The organism is Paenibacillus sp. FSL R7-0216, assembly GCF_037969915.1.
GTDB classification, from domain to species: Bacteria; Bacillota; Bacilli; order Paenibacillales; family Paenibacillaceae; genus Fontibacillus; species Fontibacillus rhizolycopersici.
Genome location: NZ_CP150222.1, coordinates 3,120,482 through 3,142,191, shown reverse-complemented (window position 1 = coordinate 3,142,191; position 21,710 = coordinate 3,120,482). Strand labels below are relative to the sequence as shown.

The following is a 21,710-nucleotide window of genomic DNA, read 5'->3' as shown; positions in this document are numbered from 1 at the left end:
TATGCCGGTGATGGAATATATCGACGCGATTCGTCTTGCGATGAAGGAAGAAATGGAGCGGGACGAGAACGTATTTGTGCTGGGGGAAGACGTCGGTGTCAAAGGTGGCGTCTTCACGACGACAAAAGGACTGCAGGAGCAGTTTGGGGAAATGCGCGTCATCGACACCCCGCTCGCCGAATCGGCGATCGCCGGGGTTGCGATTGGGGCAGCGATGTATGGGCTGAAACCGATCGCGGAAATGCAGTATTCGGACTTTATGTTACCTGCTACCAACCAGATCATTAGCGAAGCGGCCAAAATCCGCTACCGCTCCAACAACGACTGGAATTGCCCTGTCGTCGTTCGCGCCCCAATTGGCGGCGGGATCTTCGGCGGATTGTACCATTCCCAGTGCCCGGAATCGATCTTCTTCGGCACGCCAGGGCTTAAGATTGTTGCCCCCTATTCGGCTTATGATGCCAAAGGCTTGTTGAAGGCGGCGATCCGCGACCCCGATCCGGTGTTATTCTTTGAGAACAAAAAATGCTACAAGCTGATCAAAGAGGATGTGCCGGAGGACGATTACGTGGTACCGATCGGCAAGGCAAACCTGCTTCGCGAAGGCAGCGATATTACGGTTATCAGTTACAGCTTGCCGCTGCATTTTGCGATGCAAGCCGCAGAAGAACTAGCTGCGGAGCAGGGGATCAGCTCTCATATTCTCGATTTGCGTACGCTGCAGCCCCTGGACCGCGAAGCGATCGTGGAAGCAGCCCGGAAGACGGGGAAGGTGTTGATCGTTCATGAAGATAATAAGACCGGTGGGATTGGCGCTGAGGTCTCGGCGATTATCTCCGAGGAGTGCCTGTTCGAACTGGACGCGCCGATCGCGCGGTTATGCGGCCCAGACGTTCCGGCAATGCCGATCAGTCCGCCGATGGAGAAATTCTTTATGCTTAGCAAAGATAAGGTCAAAGAAGCAATGCTTCAATTGGCGCTTTATTAATTGGGAGTGAGTATACCGATGCCATCCAATAAAACATTGATTGACGTACATTTGCCCCAGCTCGCCGAATCGCTCGTGTCGGCAACCATCGGGAAGTGGTTGAAGAAGCCGGGTGATCCGGTTGAGCAATACGAACCTATTCTCGAAGTCATCACAGATAAAGTGAATGCGGAAATTCCTTCGACCTTGGACGGCGTGATGGGCGAGCTGCTGGCCGAGGAAGGGGAGGAGGTTCAGGTCGGTGCCGTAATCTGCCGGATCGAGACGGCGAACGCGGATGAGGTAACGGCTAGCGGTCAAGACGCACCCGCGGCTGTCAGCCCTGAGGCGGGGATGATAGGCACGGCTGAGCAGCTTGACGAGTCGCAGCGCAGCCGGTACTCGCCGGCGGTACAGACGCTTGCCGCCCAGCATGGCCTGGATCTGCGGCAAATCGTCGGCACCGGGCTTGGCGGGCGGATCACGCGCAAGGACGTCTTGGCCTATATCGAGCAGGGCGGTCGTGGTGCTGTTGCTGCGCCAGCTGCTCCAGCAGCCACGTCAACAGCCGCCGCGAAGCCCGTACAGCCACAGGCAGCGCCTATCGCTACAGCGGCGCCGCAGAACGCCATCTCTGGCGGGCTGAACGCAGCTGCCGGGCCGGTACGCCATTCTGGCTTGCACCTGACGGAAAACCCTCCGATCCCGACCATTGAAGTGGAGGGGGGCGACCGTTCTGAGTATTTTATCGACGTGACCCCGATTCGTAACACGATTGCGACCCGGATGCGCCAAAGCGTGTCGGAGATTCCACACGGTTGGATGATGATCGAAGTGGATGTCACCAACCTGGTGCAACTGCGCAACAAGATTAAGCAGGAATTTATGCAGAAGGAAGGCGTCAATCTGACGTATCTGGCGTTCCTGTTGAAGGCGGTTGTGGGAGCCATCAAGGATTATCCGATCATGAACTCGGTGTGGGCGGTAGACAAAATCATCGTCAAGCGCGATATCAACATTTCCCTGGCTGTCGGGACCGAGGATTCGGTGCTGACGCCGGTCATCAAAAAGGCCGACCAGAAAAATATCGCCGGCTTGGCGCGGGAAATCGAGGAGCTGGCATCGAAGGTTCGTTCCGGCAAGCTGAAGCTGGATGACATGCAAGGCGGGACGTTTACGGTTAACAATACCGGTTCCTTTGGCTCGATCTTGACGCAACCGATTATCAATTATCCGCAAGCCGCCATCTTAACGTTTGAATCTATCGTCAAAAGACCGGTTGTCATTAACGACATGATTGCCGTCCGTTCGATGGCCAATCTCTGCTTGTCATTAGATCACCGGATCCTGGACGGGGTCATTTGCGGTCGCTTTATGCAGCGGGTGAAGGAAAATATGGAAAGCTACAATTCGGAAACGCAGGTTTATTGAGCGTAAAGAGAGGATCGAGGCGAGATTGCGATGAACGAGGGCTTGACAGTACGCTATTATCCGATGATGGAATATGGGGAAGCCTGGGATTTGCAGAAACGGCTCATCAAAGAGATGGATGCGCAGCAGCAGGGAGAACACCTGCTGCTGTTGCAGCATCCGCCGACCTATACCATCGGCTCCCAGCGTCATCCCGAGCATCTGCTACTCAGCGCAGAGCAACTGAAGGATCGGGGCATTGCGGTGTTTGAAATCGACCGCGGCGGAGATATTACATACCATGGCCCCGGCCAGCTTGTCGGTTATCCCCTGCTTCGGCTGGGGGCCGGACGTGAACTGGATTTGCACGGTTACCTGCGCCAACTGGAGCAGGTCATTATCGATTATATTGCCGGTTTCGGTATAGAAGGGTCGCGTAAACCAGAGTATACCGGGGTATGGGTCGGTGATGTGAAAATTTGTGCCATCGGCGTGAAATTTAACAAAAGCAGGCACCAAAAAGGCTTCATTACGAGCCATGGGTTTGCATTTAACGTCAAGTCCGGTATTCAAGAGGAAGGCTTCGGCGGAATCATTCCTTGCGGAATTCAAGAATACGGGGTCACCTCACTGGAGGATGTAACGGGTCGCTCGTTTACGGTAGAACAAGTCGCAAGGGACATCGTTCCGAAGTTTAACGCGGTATTTGAGCGTTCGGGGGCTTGGACTACGGCGTAAAGAGGTAGTTCACAAAGTCATCTATTCATGACGAAGCAGCCATGCCCCCATGGCAGGGCTAGCGAATGAAGAAAGGCTCCAGAAAAGCGATCAGCGTCGAAGCTAGCATGGCAAACAACATCAATAAAACGACGATTCTCATTCGGTTTTTACGCATAACGGTAACTCCTTTTGCTTAAACGTAGATTATGATCATCTCTATTATCGTATCGAAGAAAGTGAGGAAAGTCCAATGATTCACGAGGAACGCATCATCGGACAATTTTTGGAACTGGTGCAGATCGACAGCGAAACGAAACATGAGCGCCAGATTGCCGATGTACTTAAACGCAAATTCAACGAGTTGGGATTGGATGTCGTTGAGGACGATTCGCAGGCGGAGACGGGGCATGGCGCCGGGAACCTGATTGCCACTTTGAAAGCCACTGAGGGGGTATCCGCTGAACCTTTCTTGTTCACCTGTCATATGGATACGGTCACACCGGGCAAGGGAATCAAACCGGTGGTCGGCGAGGACGGATGGATTCGCAGCGACGGCACGACCATCCTGGGGGCTGATGACAAAGCAGGGGTTGCGGTGTTGTTGGAACTTATTCAGGTTCTTCAGGAGAAACAAATCCCGCACGGCCAGATCCAGTTCGTGATTTCAGTCGGTGAGGAATCAAGCTTGCGCGGTGCGCGGGCATTGGAATCGCGCTACCTGGACGCCAAGTTCGGGTTTGCAATCGATACGAACGGTGAAGTAGGAACGATCTGTATTGGCGCGCCTACGCAGGCTCGTGTGGAAATCGAAATTTATGGCAAAGCCGCCCATGCTGGGGTGAATCCCGAGGATGGCATCAGCGCGATCCAGGTGGCGGGCAAAGCGTTGGCTCGGATGAAATTGGGACGGATCGACCAAGAAACGACCGCCAATATTGGTAAATTCGAAGGCGGCGGCGCTACCAACATCGTACCTGACCATGTCACTTTATACGGTGAAGCGCGCAGCATGTCCCAGGAGAAAGTCGACAAGCAACTGGAAGAAATGAAGGAAGCGGTCGAATCGGCATGTCGCGACTTCGGGGCCAAAGGAGAATTCCGCAGCGAGGTGCTATATCATGCGTTCCGAATTCCCGAGGAGGCTCCCGTGCTGCGAATCGCTAAGCAAGCGGCCTCTGTGCTTGGACTGTCGGGCACGACGTTTACGACTGGCGGCGGCAGCGACGCGAATGTATTTAATCGCCTGGGGGTTCCAACCTTGAATTTGGCTATTGGCTATGAGGACATCCACACGACGAACGAAAGAATCAAGAAGGACGATATCGTCAAGACGGCGCAGTTTGCGCTGGAAATCGTCCGTCAATCCGTATCCTCCTAAGCGGTATCGAGGATAGATAAAATGCCCGGTGCGGGAGGTGCACCGGGCATTTTATTTTGTTAATGCAATAAGCTGGCCGATCTCGCCGGGTATTGACGAATCTGCCCCTGGTTCCATTCAGTATGCCAGCCTGAGGTCTGTATGAGACGCAAGGCCTGGTGAAAGTCATCTAGATATTTACAGATTTTCTCCTGCTCCAATTTGGTCGGATGATACAGCTGGATTCTTCGCTCTAAATTGACGATGGCCTGCTGTATGTAACAGGAGGCCGCACCAAAACGGGCCGCAGCGAAATCGGGATGCCGCTCGGCAATCGCTTCAAAGATAGGGGCTGCTTCGTCATACCGCCTCTCATCGTAGCAGATTTCCGCCCAAATCAAGCTAAGCTCTAAAAATGGGGGGGAGGGTTCGCGAAGGATGCGAGGTTCTATCTTTAACAGCCTTTCTTTGGCTAAAGTGACATACCCCTCTTTATATAAAGATTGTACCAGTTCGCTAAGTAAATAAAGATCGGTTTGCCCTGCCAGCTGTTCGGCGACATCAAGGCGTCCGGTCGTTACGGCGTTTTGAATCATTTCTACGAGTTTACCCATATTTTGAGGTTGTCCGGTAGGACTACGCATAATTCACCCCCTCCTTATATTAACCGGAATAACCGTGACTGAATAACTAGTTTTATAGGATTGGATGAGATCGGAGATTTTGGCGTCGGGACCTGCTTCTTTCATCCATTGGGACAACAGGATGCGGATTTGCCAGCCTTTTCCTTGGGCGCGTATGCGATCCATCGCAAAATAGCTTTTCATAAGGGGGCTCCTTTCCGAACAGGTTTGGTATAATAACACCATATGTCCGGCATGGACAAGTTATGAATGGATGAGGAGATCTTTTGCATAATGAAGGAGGAATCAGGATGGCAGCAAACGATAAGTTAATCGAAACTACGGTTTCTACGGAGCCGGTGTTTAGCGGAAAAGTGATTTCCCTGCAGATCGATACGGTAAAGCTTCCGGATGGAGTGATGGCGCAACGCGAAATCGTTAGGCATCCGGGCGCGGTTGCCGTGCTGGCGGTACGTGAGGGGCGCCTGCTGCTGGTCGACCAATTCCGTCAGGCGATGGGCCGCTGTGAATTGGAGATTCCGGCCGGCAAGTTGGAGAAGGGGGAAGACCCTGCGGAAGCGGCAGTTCGCGAGCTTCAGGAAGAGACCGGCTATCGTTGCGATAAACTGACGCATTTGCATTCGTTCTATACCTCACCGGGGTTCGCGGATGAAGTCATTCATCTTTATCTGGCCGAGCAGTTGAGTGCCGGGGAAATGTCACTGGATGAGGACGAATTCATCGAAGTCCAGGAGGCGACGCTGGAAGAGGCGCTCGACCTGATTGCCGAAGGGCGAATTGCCGACGCCAAAACGATCCTGGCAGTGTATATTTGGCAGCTCTGGAGCATCCGGGGTTCGGTGGGAGTAGAGGTATGAGCCAACAATCCGATGTAGCCTCGGATCGGCTGACAACCGTCTTTGCGGATTTGCACATCCACATTGGTCGAACCGGACGGGGGGACCCGGTCAAGATCAGCGGCAGCCGTAACTTGACCTTTGCCGGGATCGCGAAGGAGGCGGCGCAGCGTAAGGGAATCGGTCTTGTAGGCATCATTGACTGCCATGCACCCGGGGTGCAGGAGGACATCGAGTTGTGTCTGAAGCGGGGCGAAATGCAAGAACTAAAAGACGGGGGAATTGCCTATCAGGGGACGACGATTCTGCTTGGCAGCGAGCTGGAAATTCGTGAGCCAGGTATGGGTCCGGCGCATCTATTAGCCTTCTTCCCCCATTTGGAGCTGATCCGTGGCTTCACCGACTGGCTTAAGCCCAGAATGAAGAACGTCGGTCTTAGCTCGCAGCGGGTATACGCACCGGCCCGAACCCTGCAGGAGGAGGTTTACGCACGGGGAGGCATGATCATTCCTGCCCATATTTTCACGCCGCATCGCAGCATTTATGGCAGTTGTGCACCACGCATGTCCGATGTGCTGGATCTTTCCCTAATCAGCGCGGTGGAACTTGGACTCAGCGCCGATACCGAAATGGCTGGGTTGATCAGCGAGTTGGACCCTTATACAATTTTAACGAATTCGGATGCGCATTCCCTTGGCAAAATCGGCCGGGAATATAACGAGTTGCGGCTTAAGGAAGCAAGTTATCTCGAGTTCACGAAGGCATTGCGACGTGAGGAGGGGCGGCTGGTGGCCGGCAATTACGGGCTGAATCCGCGCCTTGGCAAATATCATCGAACGTATTGCAGCAACTGTAACTACATCATCGATGAGGCGGAAGTTGCCGTGGAACGCTGTCCTTATTGCGGCAGCCCGAAGTTGGTTCGGGGGGTGCTGGACCGCATCCGCTCGATCGCGGATCGAATGGAGCCAAAGGTACCGTCTCATCGCCCGCCGTATCATTACCAGGTTCCGCTGGAGTTCATCCCAGGTCTAGGTCCCGCGAAATTGGAGTTGCTTCTCGATAAGTTCGGCACGGAGATGAACATTTTGCATCACGTGCCGGAAGCTCAGTTAGCGGAAGTGGCAGGGGCAGAGTTGGCCGAACGGATTGTCTTGGCACGAAGCGGCAGACTGGAGTTAAGTGCGGGAGGCGGCGGGATTTACGGCAAAGTGAAGAAATCCGAATCTGTCGAAAACCCTCTAGGAAAGAAGCAGTCATAGGCGGGCAGGCTTGTTCATAGTTTAGGATAAGACCCTAAAGAACAAGCTAGGAGGCAAAATTCGATGCTGCATCCCATTCGCCATGCGCTCAAAGATCAAACGCCGCTTTATGTTTTTGTTTCCGTGCTGTTTTTGATGGGCGTCGTATTCGGTGCCTTGATGGTAAATGCACTCACTTTGGAACAACAACAGGATATCTCCCGTTATTTGGGTGACTTTTTTCTGTCGATAAACGAGGGCGGTGTGGAGTTTCAGACGCAGGCCTTTTGGGACGTGGCCGCCTTGCATTTGAAATGGCTTGGTTTGATCTGGCTGCTCGGCTTGTCCGTCATCGGGTTACCGGGCATCCTGATCCTTGATTTCCTAAAAGGGGTGCTGATCGGCTTCACGGTCGGCTGCTTGGTCGGCCAATATACTTGGAAGGGACTGCTGTTTGCCCTGGTCTCAGTTGCCCCGCATAATCTGATCGTGATTCCAGCGTTGCTGATTGCCAGTGTGGCGGCTGTCGGCTTCTCATTAAATATTATTCGCTCGCGTGTTCTCATGAGCCGCACAGGTCAGGCCACTCGTCCGTTCCTCTCCTACACGGGGCTGACGCTGGCCATGGCCGCGGTGCTGCTCGCCGTTTCCTCATTCGAAACCTGGGTGACCCCGGTTATGATGGGCTGGGTTACGCCTTTGATTGCGTGAAATGGGGCTTGTATATTGAAATTCCCGCTTTCCCGGTTGTTGCTAAAGGCGTAAAATTACAAAAAAATCACATTTACGGCAAATTGACATCGTTCAGGATGTTTCCAAAGTGGATTTTCACTTTCTCGGAGGCATCCTTTTTCATTTTCTTCGTAATGTGACCGTTGAGGGAACAAACTGTTCGTGAGCGCTTGAACGTATACAACGGGCTTAAGCTCTTGGGGGGGTGTTGAACAGGACAACGCGGAGTGTTAAAAAGAGCAGCAATCTACTGTCTTTGTTGGCCGCTCTTTTTTATTCGATAGCATATTGAAACATGCCATTCCCATAAACTCTGTTAGTAGGTCAATTTGAACGATAAATTTTTTAAGAATTTTGGATGGAGGGATATTGTTGTCAGATCCTTTTGTTGTACGATCATTGGACGAGGTGCGTTTTTGGTCACGCATTATGAAAGAACATTCTTTGTTCCTTAAACTGGGTTTTAGATGCGAAGACACCCAACTAATTAATGAGGCAAATCAATTTTATACGATCTTCGAGGATATAGAAAGAAGAGCCCATTCTTTTCAAGCAGATACTGACCCCCAAACCATCAGACAGTTCAATTCGGAAGTTTACCATGCTGCTACTCACATCTGGGCATTCAAGAGGAAGGTACTCGGGCTAATATTGCGGTGCAAACTTCCGGGCGGAAACAATTTCCCTCTGCTTGTCGATCATGTCAGCCGGGAAGCAAGGTATTTCAGCAACAGATTGGAGGAACTCAATAACGGGAGGCTTGAACCATTAGCTGATGCGATTATCGATGAAAATATCTTTTTTCTTAAAATCATGGCAGATCACGCAAAGTTTATAGGCCATCTGCTTGACCCATCTGAACGAAAATTGGTGGAACAGGCAAGGGAGTTTAGCCATGAATTCGATACGCTGATGTATCAGGCTATTGATTTAAGTTCTATGCGCCCCGAGTCGCAGACTCATCCACTTTTAAGTCAATTTGTTGATGAAAACCGCGTTTCAGTTACATCTCTGCGCGATTTTAAAAAAACTGCGCGTGACCTAATTGAAGAGTGCCGAATCAAAAGTATCATTCACCCTTTGCTAGCGGATCACGTTTTTCGGGAGGCAGAGCGATTCCTATTTATTCTTGACATGTTTGATCGGTCGCTGTCCGGCATGAAGGTAAATAAGAAAGAAATTGTATTTTGAAATTGATCAAAAAGTGAATATGAACTGAACGAAAATCCACGAAGAAGTTCTTGATTTTTTATCTTTTGATTGCGTAAATGTGCGGGCCTCTGTTTGGTCTTGCAGAACGAAAGCGACTCTACCAAAATGTTTGACTTTGTTGAATAACTCCCCCTATAATGAAAGAAGTGGTTATAGAACTTTTTTTGGATGTGCGGCAAGGGCTGGGGGAGGGATAACATGGAAGCAAAGATCGAAAAAATCAAACAGCAGTTACAATCCCACGGTTACAAATTGACGCCCCAGCGGGAAGCCACGGTACGCGTATTGCTCGAAAATGAAGACGATCATCTCAGTGCGGAAGATGTTTTCATGCTCGTGAAGGACAAGGCGCCGGAAATCGGCCTGGCCACGGTCTATCGAACGTTGGAACTGCTCAGCGAGCTTCATGTCGTGGAGAAGATCAACTTCGGTGACGGAGTAGCCCGGTACGACCTGCGTACCGATACGACAAAACATCATCACCACCATTTGATCTGCGTTCAATGCGGGGCAATGGATGAAATCCGCGAGGATTGGCTTGGACCGCTCGAGGAACGCTTGGAGAAGGAATTCAACTTTACGGTGCTCGACCACCGGTTGGATTTTCAGGGCATTTGTTACCGATGCAAGGACAAGAACAACGACTCTCCGGGAAATGGCAATAAGAAATAGAATGATTAAGCCGAGCTCTTTACGGCCCTGCCGTAGGGAGCTTTTTACGTTGCCTGCGCGAATGCGAAGGCCGTATGGGCCGATTGAGGCAATCCCGCATACTCCCCTGTCCCTCTTTATATACTGAATACATAGGGTGTCCAAGCAAGGCTCGGACGCTGGAGGAACGATTGAGAGGATGGGGACTGTCTATGGTGATTTCACTTCGAAAATGGCTGAGATCGGGGAAATATTTGATCCTTTTCGTCGTGCTTGCGTATACTTTGTATAGAGCGCTGGGGCTGCTGGATGATTACGTGTTTCGCGAGGACAAGTACCGCGTCCCCGAGGGCTCCGCGGTTAAGGTGTTTCGTGAAGGGGTACCGGGAAGCGCGGAGATGGAGATGATGACGGAGCGGCTGAAGCTATTTTTCTGGTATGGAGAGTAGTTGATCGGCAGGAGCAGCAGGGAATGAACGGCTTGATGTGGAATTAGTATCAAGGCGGATGGTTGAAAATATGGCTTGTGGACAACTGAGAAAGGAGGCGCAACGCATGGAACGGGATGCGGCCTCTTTTATTTCATTTTTGGCCGAGCAGCGAGGGTTAAGCGAGTCGACTCAGGCATCCTATTCACGGGATCTGAAGCAGTACATAACTTATTTACAGGACAAGCAGATCGACGAATATCGCCAAGTCACCCGCGCGGGAATTCTGCTCTATTTTGCTTATCTGAAAGAACAAGGTAAAGCTCCGGCAACGATTCAGCGGGTGTCCGTGACCCTTCGAGCCTTTTTTCAGTATTTATTGCGGGAACGACGGATTGACCAGAATCCCTTCGTGATGCTGGAGGTGCCGAAAGCGGAGAAGAAACTCCCGCAAACGCTGACGGTGGAGGAGACGGAACGGCTGCTTGAGACGCCCCGGCCGGATACCCAACTGGGACTTCGGGACAAGGCGATGTTGGAGCTGCTTTATGCAACCGGCATCCGTGTTTCGGAGCTGATCTCGTTGAATACGGCAGACGTAAATCTGGAACTCCAGTTTCTCCGCTGCTCAGGCGAACGGGGCAAAGAGCGAATCATTCCGTTTGGCGGGGTCACGTCGGAATGGTTGGATCGGTATTTGAGGGAAGGACGAACCCATTTGATCCCGAACGAGCAGGACAACCCTGCCTTGTTCCCCAATCGCCGGGGCGGGCGGATCAGTCGCCAGGGCTTTTGGAAGTTGATCAAGAGATACGGCCAGGAGGCCGGGATCTCGGCGGACATCACGCCCCATACCCTACGTCATTCCTTCGCCGTTCACCTGCTGGAACGGGGGGCGGACGTAGGGTCGGTGCAGGAGCTGTTAGGGCATGCCGACGCCTCGACGATTCAAATGTACGTAAGCCGCTCCAAGACCAATTTGAAAACGGTCTACGACGCCTTTCATCCTCGGGCCAAACGCGAGCCGGAGGCGCCGGAGACCACAGATGATGGTTCACCAAAGGACAGGCAGAATGTTTTCCCTTCAGGCAAGGGATAACTATAGCTGCATAGATTAAAGGAGTGATAGAAGATGCAAAACGGGAATCGTTTTAGAAAAATGACCGTCATCGTCCTCGACAGCGTGGGGATCGGCGAGCTGCCAGACGCGAAACAATTTGGCGATGAGGGTGCTCATACGCTTGGGCATATTCTGCAAACTGTGCCCGGTACTAAGCTGCCAAACCTGCAAAAATTAGGATTAGGCAATATTGCGGAGCTGCCGAATTTGAGCCCGGTGGCTGAACCGACGGCTTATTTCGGTAAGATGGCCGAGATTTCCTCGGGAAAGGATACAATGACCGGTCACTGGGAGCTGATGGGACTGAAGACCGAAACGCCGTTCCAAACGTACCCCAATGGCTTTCCGCGAGATTTGATCGCTCGCTTCGAGCAAGAAACGGGCCGCAAAATCATCGGGAACAAGCCGGCTTCGGGCACGGAAATTTTGGTAGAGCTTGGGGAAGAGCATATGAAGACCGGCAACTGGATCGTATACACCTCGGCCGATAGCGTATTCCAAATCGCCGCCCATGAAGAAGTCATTCCTCTGCCGGAGCTGTACCGGGCCTGTGAAATCGCCCGTCGGTTGACGCTTGAGCCGGAGCATTTCGTCGGGCGCGTCATCGCCCGTCCGTTTGTCGGTCAGCCGGACAACTTCCAGCGTACGCCAAACCGCCATGATTACGCGGTGAAACCGCCGGAACCCACCGTACTGAACGCGCTGAAAAACGCCGGCAAGGAAGTTGTTTCTGTCGGGAAGATCAACGATATTTTCTCCGGAGAAGGCATTACCGCTTCGTATCCGACGAAGAGCAATCAGCACGGGATTGAGGAGACCTTGAACCGGATCGGCCAGGATTTCTCTGGGATGCTGTTCACGAATCTTGTTGATTTCGATTCCTTATACGGTCATCGTCGCGACCCTCAAGGTTACGCGCGCGCCCTGGAGGAATTTGACGCTGCGTTGCCGGATTTGCTGAAGAATGTGGGCGAGAACGACCTGTTGGTTATTACAGCCGATCATGGCAATGATCCGATTCATGCCGGAACGGACCATACGCGTGAATACGTGCCGCTGCTCGTTTATGGGCCAAGCCTGAACCAACCGGGCAGCCTAGGCGTCAGAGCTACTTATGCGGATTTGGCAGCGACGATCGCTGACAATTTCGGGGTACACGCGACCGAGCACGGCAAGAGCTTTTTACACGAACTTATCTAAGAGAGGTAGTTCCAAAAAGCGAGCTTTTATTTTGGACTTGGAGGATTTTTGAGATGACGACTACATTGACCATTGGTATGATCCGGGAGGCGGCGGAATATATCCGTTCCCGGTCGGCGATTACGCCGAAGGTAGGATTAATTCTGGGTTCCGGATTAGGCGTTCTGGCCGACCACATCGAGCAGCCGGTTAGCATCGACTACCGCGATATCCCGTTTTTTCCGCAGTCGACGGTGGAAGGCCATGCCGGCGAACTGTTGATCGGCACGGTGCAAGGCACGGCCGTTGTGCTTATGAAAGGACGTTTCCACATGTACGAAGGATATGGTCCTGAAATGACCGCATTCCCGGTACGGGTCATGAAAGAGCTTGGTGTTTCTACGCTGCTCGTCACGAACGCTGCAGGCGGGGTGAACACGTCTTATCACCCGGGGGATTTGATGTTGATTTCCGACCATCTGAATCTGACCGGGAGAAATCCTTTGGTTGGACCAAATGACGAGGAACTCGGAGCCCGCTTCCCGGATATGTCTCAGGCGTACAGCCGTCGATTGCGTGACATCGCTCGGAAGATAGCCGCAGACAAAGGGGTGCCTTTGCAAGAGGGTGTTTATGCCGGTTTGCTTGGCCCGACTTATGAAACGCCGGCGGAAATCCGGATGCTTCGGACTCTTGGCGCGGACGCTGTGGGGATGTCCACCGTCTCCGAGACGATCGTGGCCCGGCATGCGGGCATTGAAGTGTTGGGCATCTCCTGCATCAGTAACATGGCTTCCGGCATTTTGGACCAGCCATTATCCCACCAGGAGGTCATGGAAACAACCGAGCGCGTGCGAGAGAAGTTTCTGAGCCTCGTGTTGTCCATTATCCCACAAATCGGAGAAGCTTAAGGAACGGAGGTAAGGAGCGATGAGAGCGGTAGATCTGATCCGTAAAAAAAGAGACGGCCAAGAGTTGACGAGCGAAGAGATCGTCTTCTTGGTGAAAGGGTACAGCGAAGGGCAGATTCCCGACTACCAAATGTCTGCTTGGGCGATGGCCGTTTTTTATCAAGGGATGACTGCCCGGGAAACAGCCGACCTGACGTTAGCCATGGCCGGTTCCGGAGATACGATTGACCTCGGCTCCATTCATGGCATCAAGGTCGATAAGCACTCAACTGGCGGGGTCGGCGACAAAACGACCGTGGTACTCGGACCTCTTGTGGCGGCTGCCGGCGTGCCGGTGGCGAAGATGTCAGGCCGGGGCCTGGGCCATACCGGCGGGACGATTGACAAGCTGGAAGCGATCTCCGGATTCTCCGTGGAGCTTGGGAAGGAACAGTTCTTCCGTCAGGTTAACGAAATCGGCCTGGCGGTCGTCGGCCAAAGCGGCAATATGACGCCAGCCGATAAGAAGCTGTATGCGCTGCGGGATGTGACTGCAACGGTAGATTCCATTCCGCTGATTGCCAGCAGTGTCATGAGCAAGAAGATCGCAGCCGGTGCAGATGCGATCGTGCTTGACGTGAAGACCGGCAGCGGCGCGTTCATGAAGACGCTGGAGGACTCGATCCGCCTGGCTAAGGCGATGGTCGATATCGGTACGCAGGTCGGTCGCCGTACGGTCGCCGTGATCAGTGACATGGACCAACCGTTAGGCCACGCGATCGGCAATGCGCTGGAGATCCAGGAAGCCGTCGCGACGCTGCGAGGGGAAGGCCCGGCGGATCTGGAGGAAGTTTGCCTGATCTTGGCCTCGCATATGCTGATACTCGGCGGCAAAGCTTCCGATGAAGAAGAAGCACATGCCATGCTGACTGCGCAGATCGATAGCGGCGAAGCCCTGGAGAAGCTGAAGCAGATGGTCGCCGCGCAAGGCGGGAACACGGAGCAGATCGACCATCCGGAGCTGCTGCCGACGGCAGAGCTGAAGGTGGACGTGAAGGCGAGCGCGAGCGGGTTCGTGGAATCGATCCAGGCGGAAGAGATCGGCATCGCCGCCATGATGCTGGGCGCTGGCCGGGAAACGAAGGATTCTGTCATCGATCTGGCGGCCGGGGTGGAGCTGCGCAAAAAGATCGGCGATCCGGTTGAAGTCGGCGAAACGCTGGCCGTGCTCCATTTCAACCCTAGCCATGAAACGGGCCGCGCGGAAGCGGAACGGCGCATCTTAAATGCTTACGGCATCTCCGGAACGAAGGTGCCGAGACGGCCGCTGGTTTTCGCGCTGGTGACGCCGGATGGGGTCAAGCGGTTCTAAGCTAGTGCGGTTAAGTCGCCACGGTCCAGAGGTAAGAATCATGGGATCGTATGAAATAGCGGTAATATTAGGCCTTAAAGGCCACTTATGTCCCTTATTCTTAATATGCCACAAAATCAAACGCCGAAAGGCGTTTTTTCTTTTTTGCGCAGGAATATTATCCCACTTTCATGCCGATACTAGGTTAGCAGAATCCAGACTTATGTCTAAAGGAGGACGAATCTTGAAAAGACGGGTGTTGATCTGGTTTGCCGCGTTCGTTTTGGCCGTTTCGGTATGGCCGACTTACACCAGCGCGGAACATGGTGGACCGCATGTGGGGGATGATGAAATCGCGTTGGCGGAAAATGCACTGTCCGCCGTATTGATCGATGCCGATACGGGTACGATCATTTACGAGAAAAAGAGCCACGAGAAGCTGCCCCCGGCCAGCATTACTAAAATCATGACGATGCTGCTGACGATGGAAGCGATCGATAACGGCACGCTGAAGTTGAACGACAAGGTCACTGCCAGCGAGTATGCGGCGTCTATGGGCGGGTCGCAGATCTTTCTGGAGCCGGGGGAAGCGATGACGGTCGATGAGCTGCTGAAGGGCGTTGCCATGGCTTCTGGGAACGACGCATCCGTAGCACTGGCAGAGAAGCTTGCCGGTTCCGAGAAAGCGTTCGTGAAAATGATGAATGAGCGGGCACAGTCGCTCGGGCTGAAGGACACGCATTTTGCCAACTGCAACGGCTTGCCGGTGGCCGATCACTATAGCTCGGCCCACGATATTGCCGTCATGAGCCGGGAGCTGCTGAAGCATGAGGGAATCACGAAATATACCGGCGCTTACCAGGATTACTTGCGGCAGGGGTCGGAGAAACCGTTCTGGCTCGTTAACACGAACAAGCTAGTTCGTTTCTACAGCGGAGCCGACGGTCTGAAAACCGGCTATACGTCGGAAGCGAAGTTCTGCCTGGCCGCCACCGCAAAACGCGACGGGCTGCGTTTGATCGCCGTGGTACTTGGGGAGCCAAACACAAAAACGCGGAACAGCGAAGTATCGGCCATGTTCGATTATGCCTTCTCGCAATACGCGCTGCTGCCGATTTATCAAGCGGGTGAAACGATCGGCAAGGTGAAGGTACAGAAAGGGATGAGCGCCCAGTTGGAACTGGCCGCTTCGAAGCCGTTTAACGTTCTGGTTAAAAAAGGCGTGAAGCAGGACAGCATCACCCATAAGCTCATAACGCCGGATAAACTCGCAGCTCCGATCAAATCGGGTCAATCCGTCGGCAAATTGGTGGTGTATCAGGATGGCCGCGTGCTGACCGAATTCGAACTAACCGCACCTAACGATATCGATAAAGCCGGCTGGTGGACGTTATTTAAACGGACGGCGGCACACTTGTTTTTTGTAGATTCATAGGGCTTTTCTTCTAGTTTTGTCAGTCGGCAGGAATCCGGACCGGAAATCTAGAATTGTTGTGTTCATGTCAGGGAGGAGAGTGAACAGACGTGAATTTGCAAGTGGAAATGGAAAAACACCGCGAAACGTTAATCGTGCGCTTGAGCGGGGAACTAGACCATCACACGGCGGACGACGTCCGCATGCGGATGGATGAAGAAATCGCCCGTGGAAACTGCCGCAATCTCGTATTAAGCCTGAAGTCGCTGCAGTTTATGGATAGCTCCGGTATCGGAGTGATCCTCGGAAGATATAAGCTGATCAAGCAAAAGGGCGGGAAGATGGTCGTATGCGACGTCAACCCGCCGGTATATCGGCTTCTGGAAATGTCGGGATTGTTTAAGATCATGTCCATCTTCGAAAACGAGGATACGGCGCTGACGGATCTGGAGGTGGCCCTGTGAGTACCCAAGCGAATCAAGCCGGAAATTTTATGTCTCTCAAGTTTGCCGCAAAGTCCGAAAATGAATCGTTTGCCCGAGTGACCGTCGCCGCGTTCGTCTCCCAGCTGGATCCAACGATGGATGAGATCACCGACTTGAAGACGGTGGTGTCAGAGGCGGTCACGAATTCCATTATCCACGGATATGATGGGAACCCCGAAGGGGTCGTCTCCATTTCCGCTGAAATTGAAGGAGACACGGTAACTTTGATCATTGAGGATCAAGGCCGTGGCATTGAGGATGTGGAGTTGGCGAAACAGCCGCTTTATACGTCGAAGCCTGAACTGGAACGTTCCGGCATGGGCTTTACGATCATGGAGAATTTCATGGACGAATTCGACGTGATCAGCGAGATGGGCGGGGGCACGCGTATTCGGATGAAGAAAAGGATTGTATCCAAGAAAGCTTTATACAATTAGGGGTTGGATCTATGGATGCCGAAGTGAAGCAAATCTCGAGAGAGTTTTTGGACGACACGGAAGTGAAACGGTTGATCGCCCTGAGTCAATCCGGGGACAACGCTGCCAGAGACCGTCTGGTAAACTGCAACATTCGGCTTGTCTGGTCCGTCGTGCAGCGGTTTATGAATCGGGGATACGAACCCGAGGATTTGTTTCAAATCGGCTGTATCGGCCTGCTTAAGTCGGTGGACAAGTTTGATCTCAGCTATGATGTGAAGTTTTCTACGTATGCGGTGCCGATGATCATCGGGGAAATTCAGCGTTTCCTGCGCGACGACGGGACGCTGAAGGTCAGCCGTTCACTGAAGGAAATGGCGAACAAGGTTCGCAAGAAGAAGGATGAATTGTCCAAGCTGCTGGGTCGGCTTCCGACCGTCAAGGAAGTTGCCGAGGAGCTGGGGGTTACGCCCGAGGACGTTGTGTTTGCCCAGGAGGCGAATAAGCCGCCGGCGTCCATTCATGAAACGGTGTTTGAAAATGACGGCGACCCGATCACGCTGATGGATCAAATCGCCGATGAATCCCAGGAGCGCTGGTTCGACAAGCTGGCGCTGCACGAAGCGATCGATGGCTTGACCGATCGAGAGCGCCTGATCGTCTATCTTAGGTACTACCGCGACCAGACCCAGTCGGAAGTGGCGAGCCGGCTGGGCATCTCTCAAGTTCAAGTATCCAGGCTGGAGAAGAAAATATTACAGAGCATTCGCGACCAGATCGCGCAATGATCTGACATGCATTCACCCCTTCGGGCAGCGGCGGCATTCAGGAAGCCGCTGGAACCGAAGGGTTTTTTTACGTCATCAGATCTCTGCATCGTTTGCATCCATATACGTTGGTTGTCGCATCCTATATAATAAGAGAGTAGCAGCCATACCAAAAATGTTAGCAAGGGAGATACCAGAACATGAGTGTACATATCGCAGCTAAACCGGGAGATATTGCCGAAACGATCCTGCTGCCGGGGGATCCGCTCCGAGCTAAATTTATTGCGGAAACGTACTTGAGCGATGTCATTTGCTATAACGAGGTGCGCGGGATGCTTGGATTCACCGGTACCTATCAAGGAAAACGGATTTCCGTACAGGGGACCGGCATGGGCGTTCCGTCGATTTCGATCTACGTGAATGAATTGATGAAAGAATACGGCGTCAAAAACCTGATTCGCGTCGGAACTTGCGGAGGCATGCAGCAGCATGTTCGCGTACGGGACGTTATTTTGGCTCAAGCCTCCTGTACCGATTCAAGCATGAATCGCCATGTCTTCAGCGGGTACGATTTTGCGCCGATTGCCAGCTTCGAGCTGTTGAAGGCGGCCTATGAGCGTGGCGTGGAAAAAGGGCTCAAGCTGCATGTGGGTAACATTTTCAGCTCGGACATGTTCTACCGTGACGATACGAGCGTAACCCAATTGCTGATGAAATACGGGGTGCTTGGGGTCGAGATGGAGACGACAGCGCTCTACACGTTGGCCGCCAAATACGGTGCGAAAGCGTTAACGATTCTGACCGTCAGCGATCATTTGCTGACCGGCGAGGAGACGTCGGCCGAGGAACGGCAAACCACGTTTAAGCAAATGATGGAAGTGGCGCTGGACACAGCCATATCGCTGTAATTCCGGAGCAACTAGAACGGGAAAAGCATGGGGGTATCTCCCCATGCTTTTTTTGATGCCGCAAATTTATCATCAAGAGTAAAGCCCCTCCTCGCTTGGCATACTATGGGCAATACGCTAGTGGAAGGGTGGTTAGCATGGATAAGGATTCCGCTTCCATCGTCTATTTGCGTCTGCGCAAGCAGGTCGGGCTTCCCGCCGGGGTACCGATCCGGCTGCGAGACGTAGCCCGCGTCCTGGCGGAGCCGGAGCTGGAAGCCAAGCTGCTTCAGCTGGAGCTGGTCCGGCCGGAGCATCGCGACGGTAATTTGATCGTCATTGATATGCTGCAGGTCATCTCGGCCATTCAAGCCGAATTCCCGGGGCAACGTGTCGAATTGCTTGGTGAACCGCATGTTCTCGTTGAAATGATCAAACCCGAGAAGAAACCGTCTCCGCTGTTGTTCGCCTTGGTCTGGCTGCTGCTCTTCTTCGGGGCGGCCCTGACCATCATGAATTTCCACGCCGATGTCAGCATGCCGGAGGTACAGGTGCGAATCGTCGAGATGATCACCGGCGAGAAGGACGAGCACCCCTATCTGTTTCAAGGTGCCTATTCCGTGGGCATCGGCTTTGGGATGATCGTATTTTTTAACCATTTGTTCAGAAAAAAATGGAATGAGGAGCCAACCCCTTTAGAAGTTGAGATGTTCCTCTACCAGGAGAACCTTAATCAATACGTTGTCGCTGAAGAGTACAAAAAAATGAACCATGCCGAATCGCCGGCGGAGCGATCCTGATGTCTCCCATCGCCGCGGGGTTGGCAGTATTCCTTGGCCTGGCTGGCGGCATCGCCGTGGGAGGCGGCGTGATCGCTTTGTTCATCGTGCTGGACATGATTCCGCGCCTGGCCCAGGTGACGAATTCTTACGACAAGGTGCACTGGTATGAAGGGGCGATGATTGCGGGGGCAGTGGTGGGTACGGTGGCGGACTTCTGGAATTGGCGGGTGACCGGGCCGTGGCTGGCGACCGGCATTGTCGGCTTGTTTAACGGCGTGTTCGTCGGTATGCTGGCAGCTGCTTTGACCGAAGTGCTGAACGTGCTGCCGATTTTGGCCAAAAGGTTGCATATGCAGCGGTATCTTTTCGGCTTTTTGCTCGCAATGGTATTTGGCAAAATGGCGGGCTCCTTGTACGAATGGTTTATTTATAGACCGTGAACTCGAAGAAACGGAGGTTGATGTTGGATGGACCAGGATACGCAAGAGTCAACGCAGGAAGGGATGGATCGGCCGCAGGCGATTCCGGACTTCGTACCCGAGGATGAGGAGAATTTTCTGCAGGAGAACTATCCGGAAGACGAGGCGATCAAACGGAAACGCGAAGCGGAGAGATCCGATAATGTGGAGGAGTCGGTGATCTATTGGCAGCAAAGCGATGCGATCAGCCGCAGCTTGACGACTACGAAACATACGTTGAAGGAAGTCGTCGGACTGGGGGAAAGTTTTGACGTCGTGTTTCGCGACATGACCTTTGGCGGTAAACGTACCTGCCTCGTCTTCATCAACGGGTTTGCCCGAACCGACGCCATGCAGGAAATCCTCAAGCGACTGACCTATCTGACGCCTGAAGATCTGACAACCGGGGCGCTTCGATCCTTTTTCGAACTTTATATCCCTCATATTCAGGTGGAAAAAACGGAGAAGCTGAGCGATGCCATCAACAAAACGTTAACCGGCATGAGCGCGCTGTTCATCGAAGGCGAGCAAACGGCGCTGATGATGGATACCCGGCAGTACCCGGTCCGCAGCCCGGAGGAGCCGTCTTTGGAGCGCGTCGTAAGGGGCGCACGGGACGGATTCACGGAGACGCTGGTTACCAATATTACCTTGGTCCGCCGCCGGTTGCGCGATCCAGGGCTTAAATTAGAGATGGTTAGTGTAGGCCGTCGAACCCGTACCGACGTGTGTATCGCCTACATCGATGATATCGTGGATAAAACGCAGGTCGATTCCATCCGCGAAAAGATCAAAGCGGTCAACATTGACGGCATTCCCCTGGCGGATAAGCAACTGGAGGAGGCGATCATTCACAGGGGCTGGAACCCGTACCCGCTGGTGCGTTACTCGGAGCGTCCGGACGTCGTTGCATCGCATCTGCTGGAAGGCCGGGTTGTTGTGTTCGTGGATACGTCGCCCAGCGTGATGATATTGCCGACGACTTTCTTTGATCTGTGTCAGCATGCAGAGGAGAACCGGCAAACCCCGTTTATGGGGACTTATCTGCGTTGGGTGCGCTTCTTTGGCATATTCGCCTCGCTCTTCCTGCTTCCAATCTGGCTTCTGGTCGTCGTCCATCCGGAGTTCAAGCCGGCGGGACTCGCCTTCATCGGACCCCAGGAGCAGGGAAAAATCCCGCTAATCGCTCAGTTCCTGTTGGTGGAGTTCGGCGTCGATCTCATGCGGATGGCGGCCGTGCATACGCCGACGCCTCTTGCGTCAGCGATGGGCTTGATTGCCGCCATCTTGATCGGGGATATCGCCGTCCAGACAGGGCTTTTCGTTAACGAGGTAGTCTTGTATATGGCAGTGGCCGCGATCGGGATGTTTGCGACGCCAAGCTATGAGCTGGGTCTCGCCAATCGTGTGGTGCGGCTCGCATTGCTGGTGGCGGTGGCGATCTTTGGCGCCCCTGGATTTGTCATTGGGATCACTTCGTTTATCGTGCTGCTGACTTTGCGCCGTTCGAATAACTCGTCTTACATGTGGCCATTTATACCTTTTAATGCAAAGGCGATGGCCGGGGTGTTATTCCGTGTTCCAGTGATGACATCCAAGCAAAGACCGTCCTCCAACAAGCCGCGGGACAATACGCGGATGCCGGGCAAACGGTGACGTTTAGGCTTGTTCAACAAATAACACAAATGATATTCCGAAAAATCCATTTTTCAGGTTGCCGGTTGTTTGCTATACTGGTGTAAAATTTGAAAGTGGAGGACTGC

At 53.2% G+C, this 21,710-nt stretch carries 24 protein-coding genes; 22 read left to right on the top strand and 2 right to left on the bottom strand.

The annotated features are described in order from the left end of the window. Position 1: 1 nt before the first annotated feature. The 3 genes from MKZ15_RS14305 to lipB are packed head-to-tail and all read left to right on the top strand — an operon-like array spanning position 2 to position 3,115. Positions 2 to 988, top strand: coding sequence for an alpha-ketoacid dehydrogenase subunit beta (locus tag MKZ15_RS14305; RefSeq protein ID WP_339816625.1), 987 nt, complete (start codon positions 2 to 4; stop codon positions 986 to 988). Between the two features lie 18 nt (positions 989 to 1,006). Continuing rightward, the gene (locus MKZ15_RS14300) at positions 1,007 to 2,398 is read left to right on the top strand and encodes a dihydrolipoamide acetyltransferase family protein (protein WP_213622801.1); all 1,392 of its coding nucleotides are present in this window, start codon (positions 1,007 to 1,009) and stop codon (positions 2,396 to 2,398) included. A 30-nt stretch (positions 2,399 to 2,428) separates the two neighbouring features. Next, positions 2,429 to 3,115, top strand: coding sequence for a lipoyl(octanoyl) transferase LipB (gene lipB, locus MKZ15_RS14295; RefSeq protein WP_339816624.1), 687 nt, complete (start codon positions 2,429 to 2,431; stop codon positions 3,113 to 3,115). Positions 3,116 to 3,173: 58 nt separating this feature from the next. Here lipB and prli42 read toward each other — a convergent pair whose 3' ends face one another. Further along, positions 3,174 to 3,272: a stressosome-associated protein Prli42 gene (gene prli42 / locus MKZ15_RS14290; RefSeq protein ID WP_155605425.1), complete on the bottom strand. Its 99-nt coding sequence runs from the start codon at positions 3,270 to 3,272 to the stop codon at positions 3,174 to 3,176. A gap of 75 nt (positions 3,273 to 3,347) precedes the next feature. Between prli42 and MKZ15_RS14285 the strand changes: the two genes are divergently transcribed. After that, a complete protein-coding gene (locus tag MKZ15_RS14285) occupies positions 3,348 to 4,475 on the top strand; it encodes a M20/M25/M40 family metallo-hydrolase (RefSeq protein ID WP_155605424.1) in 1,128 nt (375 codons plus the stop codon). Positions 4,476 to 4,534: 59 nt separating this feature from the next. On the opposite strand, the gene MKZ15_RS14280 is transcribed toward MKZ15_RS14285, so the two are convergent. Then, positions 4,535 to 5,098, bottom strand: a complete 564-nt coding sequence (locus tag MKZ15_RS14280) for a tetratricopeptide repeat protein (protein ID WP_155605423.1) — start codon at positions 5,096 to 5,098, stop codon at positions 4,535 to 4,537. 290 nt (positions 5,099 to 5,388) lie between these two features. On the opposite strand from MKZ15_RS14280, the gene MKZ15_RS14275 reads away from it, so the two are divergent. From MKZ15_RS14275 to MKZ15_RS14190, 18 genes are all read left to right on the top strand, one after another. Then, positions 5,389 to 5,955 carry an NUDIX hydrolase gene (locus MKZ15_RS14275; protein ID WP_155605421.1) on the top strand — a complete coding sequence of 189 codons (567 nt, stop codon included), beginning with the start codon at positions 5,389 to 5,391 and terminating at the stop codon, positions 5,953 to 5,955. After that, complete coding sequence (locus MKZ15_RS14270; protein ID WP_155605420.1) at positions 5,952 to 7,196, top strand: endonuclease Q family protein; 1,245 nt, start codon at positions 5,952 to 5,954, stop codon at positions 7,194 to 7,196. The genes MKZ15_RS14275 and MKZ15_RS14270 overlap by 4 nt, the downstream gene beginning before the upstream one ends. Before the next feature lie 63 nt (positions 7,197 to 7,259). Continuing rightward, positions 7,260 to 7,886, top strand: coding sequence for a stage II sporulation protein M (gene spoIIM / locus MKZ15_RS14265; protein WP_155605419.1), 627 nt, complete (start codon positions 7,260 to 7,262; stop codon positions 7,884 to 7,886). 393 nt (positions 7,887 to 8,279) lie between these two features. Next, positions 8,280 to 9,098 carry a DUF2935 domain-containing protein gene (locus MKZ15_RS14260; protein WP_193415947.1) on the top strand — a complete coding sequence of 273 codons (819 nt, stop codon included), beginning with the start codon at positions 8,280 to 8,282 and terminating at the stop codon, positions 9,096 to 9,098. A gap of 219 nt (positions 9,099 to 9,317) precedes the next feature. After that, positions 9,318 to 9,791 (top strand): Fur family transcriptional regulator, encoded by a 474-nt coding sequence (locus tag MKZ15_RS14255; RefSeq protein WP_155605418.1) that lies wholly within the window; start codon positions 9,318 to 9,320, stop codon positions 9,789 to 9,791. A 191-nt stretch (positions 9,792 to 9,982) separates the two neighbouring features. Then, positions 9,983 to 10,219, top strand: a complete 237-nt coding sequence (locus MKZ15_RS14250; protein WP_155605417.1) for a DUF4227 family protein — start codon at positions 9,983 to 9,985, stop codon at positions 10,217 to 10,219. 106 nt (positions 10,220 to 10,325) lie between these two features. Next, positions 10,326 to 11,297, top strand: a complete 972-nt coding sequence (xerD, locus tag MKZ15_RS14245; protein ID WP_213622806.1) for a site-specific tyrosine recombinase XerD — start codon at positions 10,326 to 10,328, stop codon at positions 11,295 to 11,297. 33 nt (positions 11,298 to 11,330) lie between these two features. Further along, on the top strand, positions 11,331 to 12,518 hold the full coding sequence (locus MKZ15_RS14240) for a phosphopentomutase (RefSeq protein ID WP_339816620.1): 1,188 nt from the start codon (positions 11,331 to 11,333) through the stop codon (positions 12,516 to 12,518). Between the two features lie 53 nt (positions 12,519 to 12,571). After that, entirely contained in the window at positions 12,572 to 13,408 is an 837-nt protein-coding gene (locus tag MKZ15_RS14235) for a purine-nucleoside phosphorylase (RefSeq protein WP_339816619.1), read from the top strand. A 19-nt stretch (positions 13,409 to 13,427) separates the two neighbouring features. After that, positions 13,428 to 14,759, top strand: a complete 1,332-nt coding sequence (locus MKZ15_RS14230; RefSeq protein ID WP_155605413.1) for a pyrimidine-nucleoside phosphorylase — start codon at positions 13,428 to 13,430, stop codon at positions 14,757 to 14,759. A 223-nt stretch (positions 14,760 to 14,982) separates the two neighbouring features. After that, entirely contained in the window at positions 14,983 to 16,173 is a 1,191-nt protein-coding gene (locus MKZ15_RS14225; protein ID WP_339816618.1) for a D-alanyl-D-alanine carboxypeptidase family protein, read from the top strand. Between the two features lie 89 nt (positions 16,174 to 16,262). Further along, positions 16,263 to 16,616 (top strand): anti-sigma F factor antagonist, encoded by a 354-nt coding sequence (spoIIAA, locus tag MKZ15_RS14220; protein WP_193415950.1) that lies wholly within the window; start codon positions 16,263 to 16,265, stop codon positions 16,614 to 16,616. A 29-nt stretch (positions 16,617 to 16,645) separates the two neighbouring features. Further along, the gene (gene spoIIAB / locus MKZ15_RS14215; protein ID WP_059044801.1) at positions 16,646 to 17,074 is read left to right on the top strand and encodes an anti-sigma F factor; all 429 of its coding nucleotides are present in this window, start codon (positions 16,646 to 16,648) and stop codon (positions 17,072 to 17,074) included. An 11-nt stretch (positions 17,075 to 17,085) separates the two neighbouring features. Next, positions 17,086 to 17,841: an RNA polymerase sporulation sigma factor SigF gene (gene sigF / locus MKZ15_RS14210; RefSeq protein ID WP_155605411.1), complete on the top strand. Its 756-nt coding sequence runs from the start codon at positions 17,086 to 17,088 to the stop codon at positions 17,839 to 17,841. 179 nt (positions 17,842 to 18,020) lie between these two features. Beyond that, on the top strand, positions 18,021 to 18,728 hold the full coding sequence (gene deoD / locus MKZ15_RS14205; protein ID WP_213622808.1) for a purine-nucleoside phosphorylase: 708 nt from the start codon (positions 18,021 to 18,023) through the stop codon (positions 18,726 to 18,728). Positions 18,729 to 18,865: 137 nt separating this feature from the next. Continuing rightward, positions 18,866 to 19,507 carry a stage V sporulation protein AA gene (locus tag MKZ15_RS14200; RefSeq protein WP_155605409.1) on the top strand — a complete coding sequence of 214 codons (642 nt, stop codon included), beginning with the start codon at positions 18,866 to 18,868 and terminating at the stop codon, positions 19,505 to 19,507. Beyond that, positions 19,507 to 19,929: a stage V sporulation protein AB gene (locus MKZ15_RS14195; protein ID WP_155605408.1), complete on the top strand. Its 423-nt coding sequence runs from the start codon at positions 19,507 to 19,509 to the stop codon at positions 19,927 to 19,929. The genes MKZ15_RS14200 and MKZ15_RS14195 overlap by 1 nt, the downstream gene beginning before the upstream one ends. Before the next feature lie 27 nt (positions 19,930 to 19,956). After that, entirely contained in the window at positions 19,957 to 21,603 is a 1,647-nt protein-coding gene (locus MKZ15_RS14190) for a spore germination protein (RefSeq protein WP_213622810.1), read from the top strand. Positions 21,604 to 21,710: the final 107 nt, after the last annotated feature.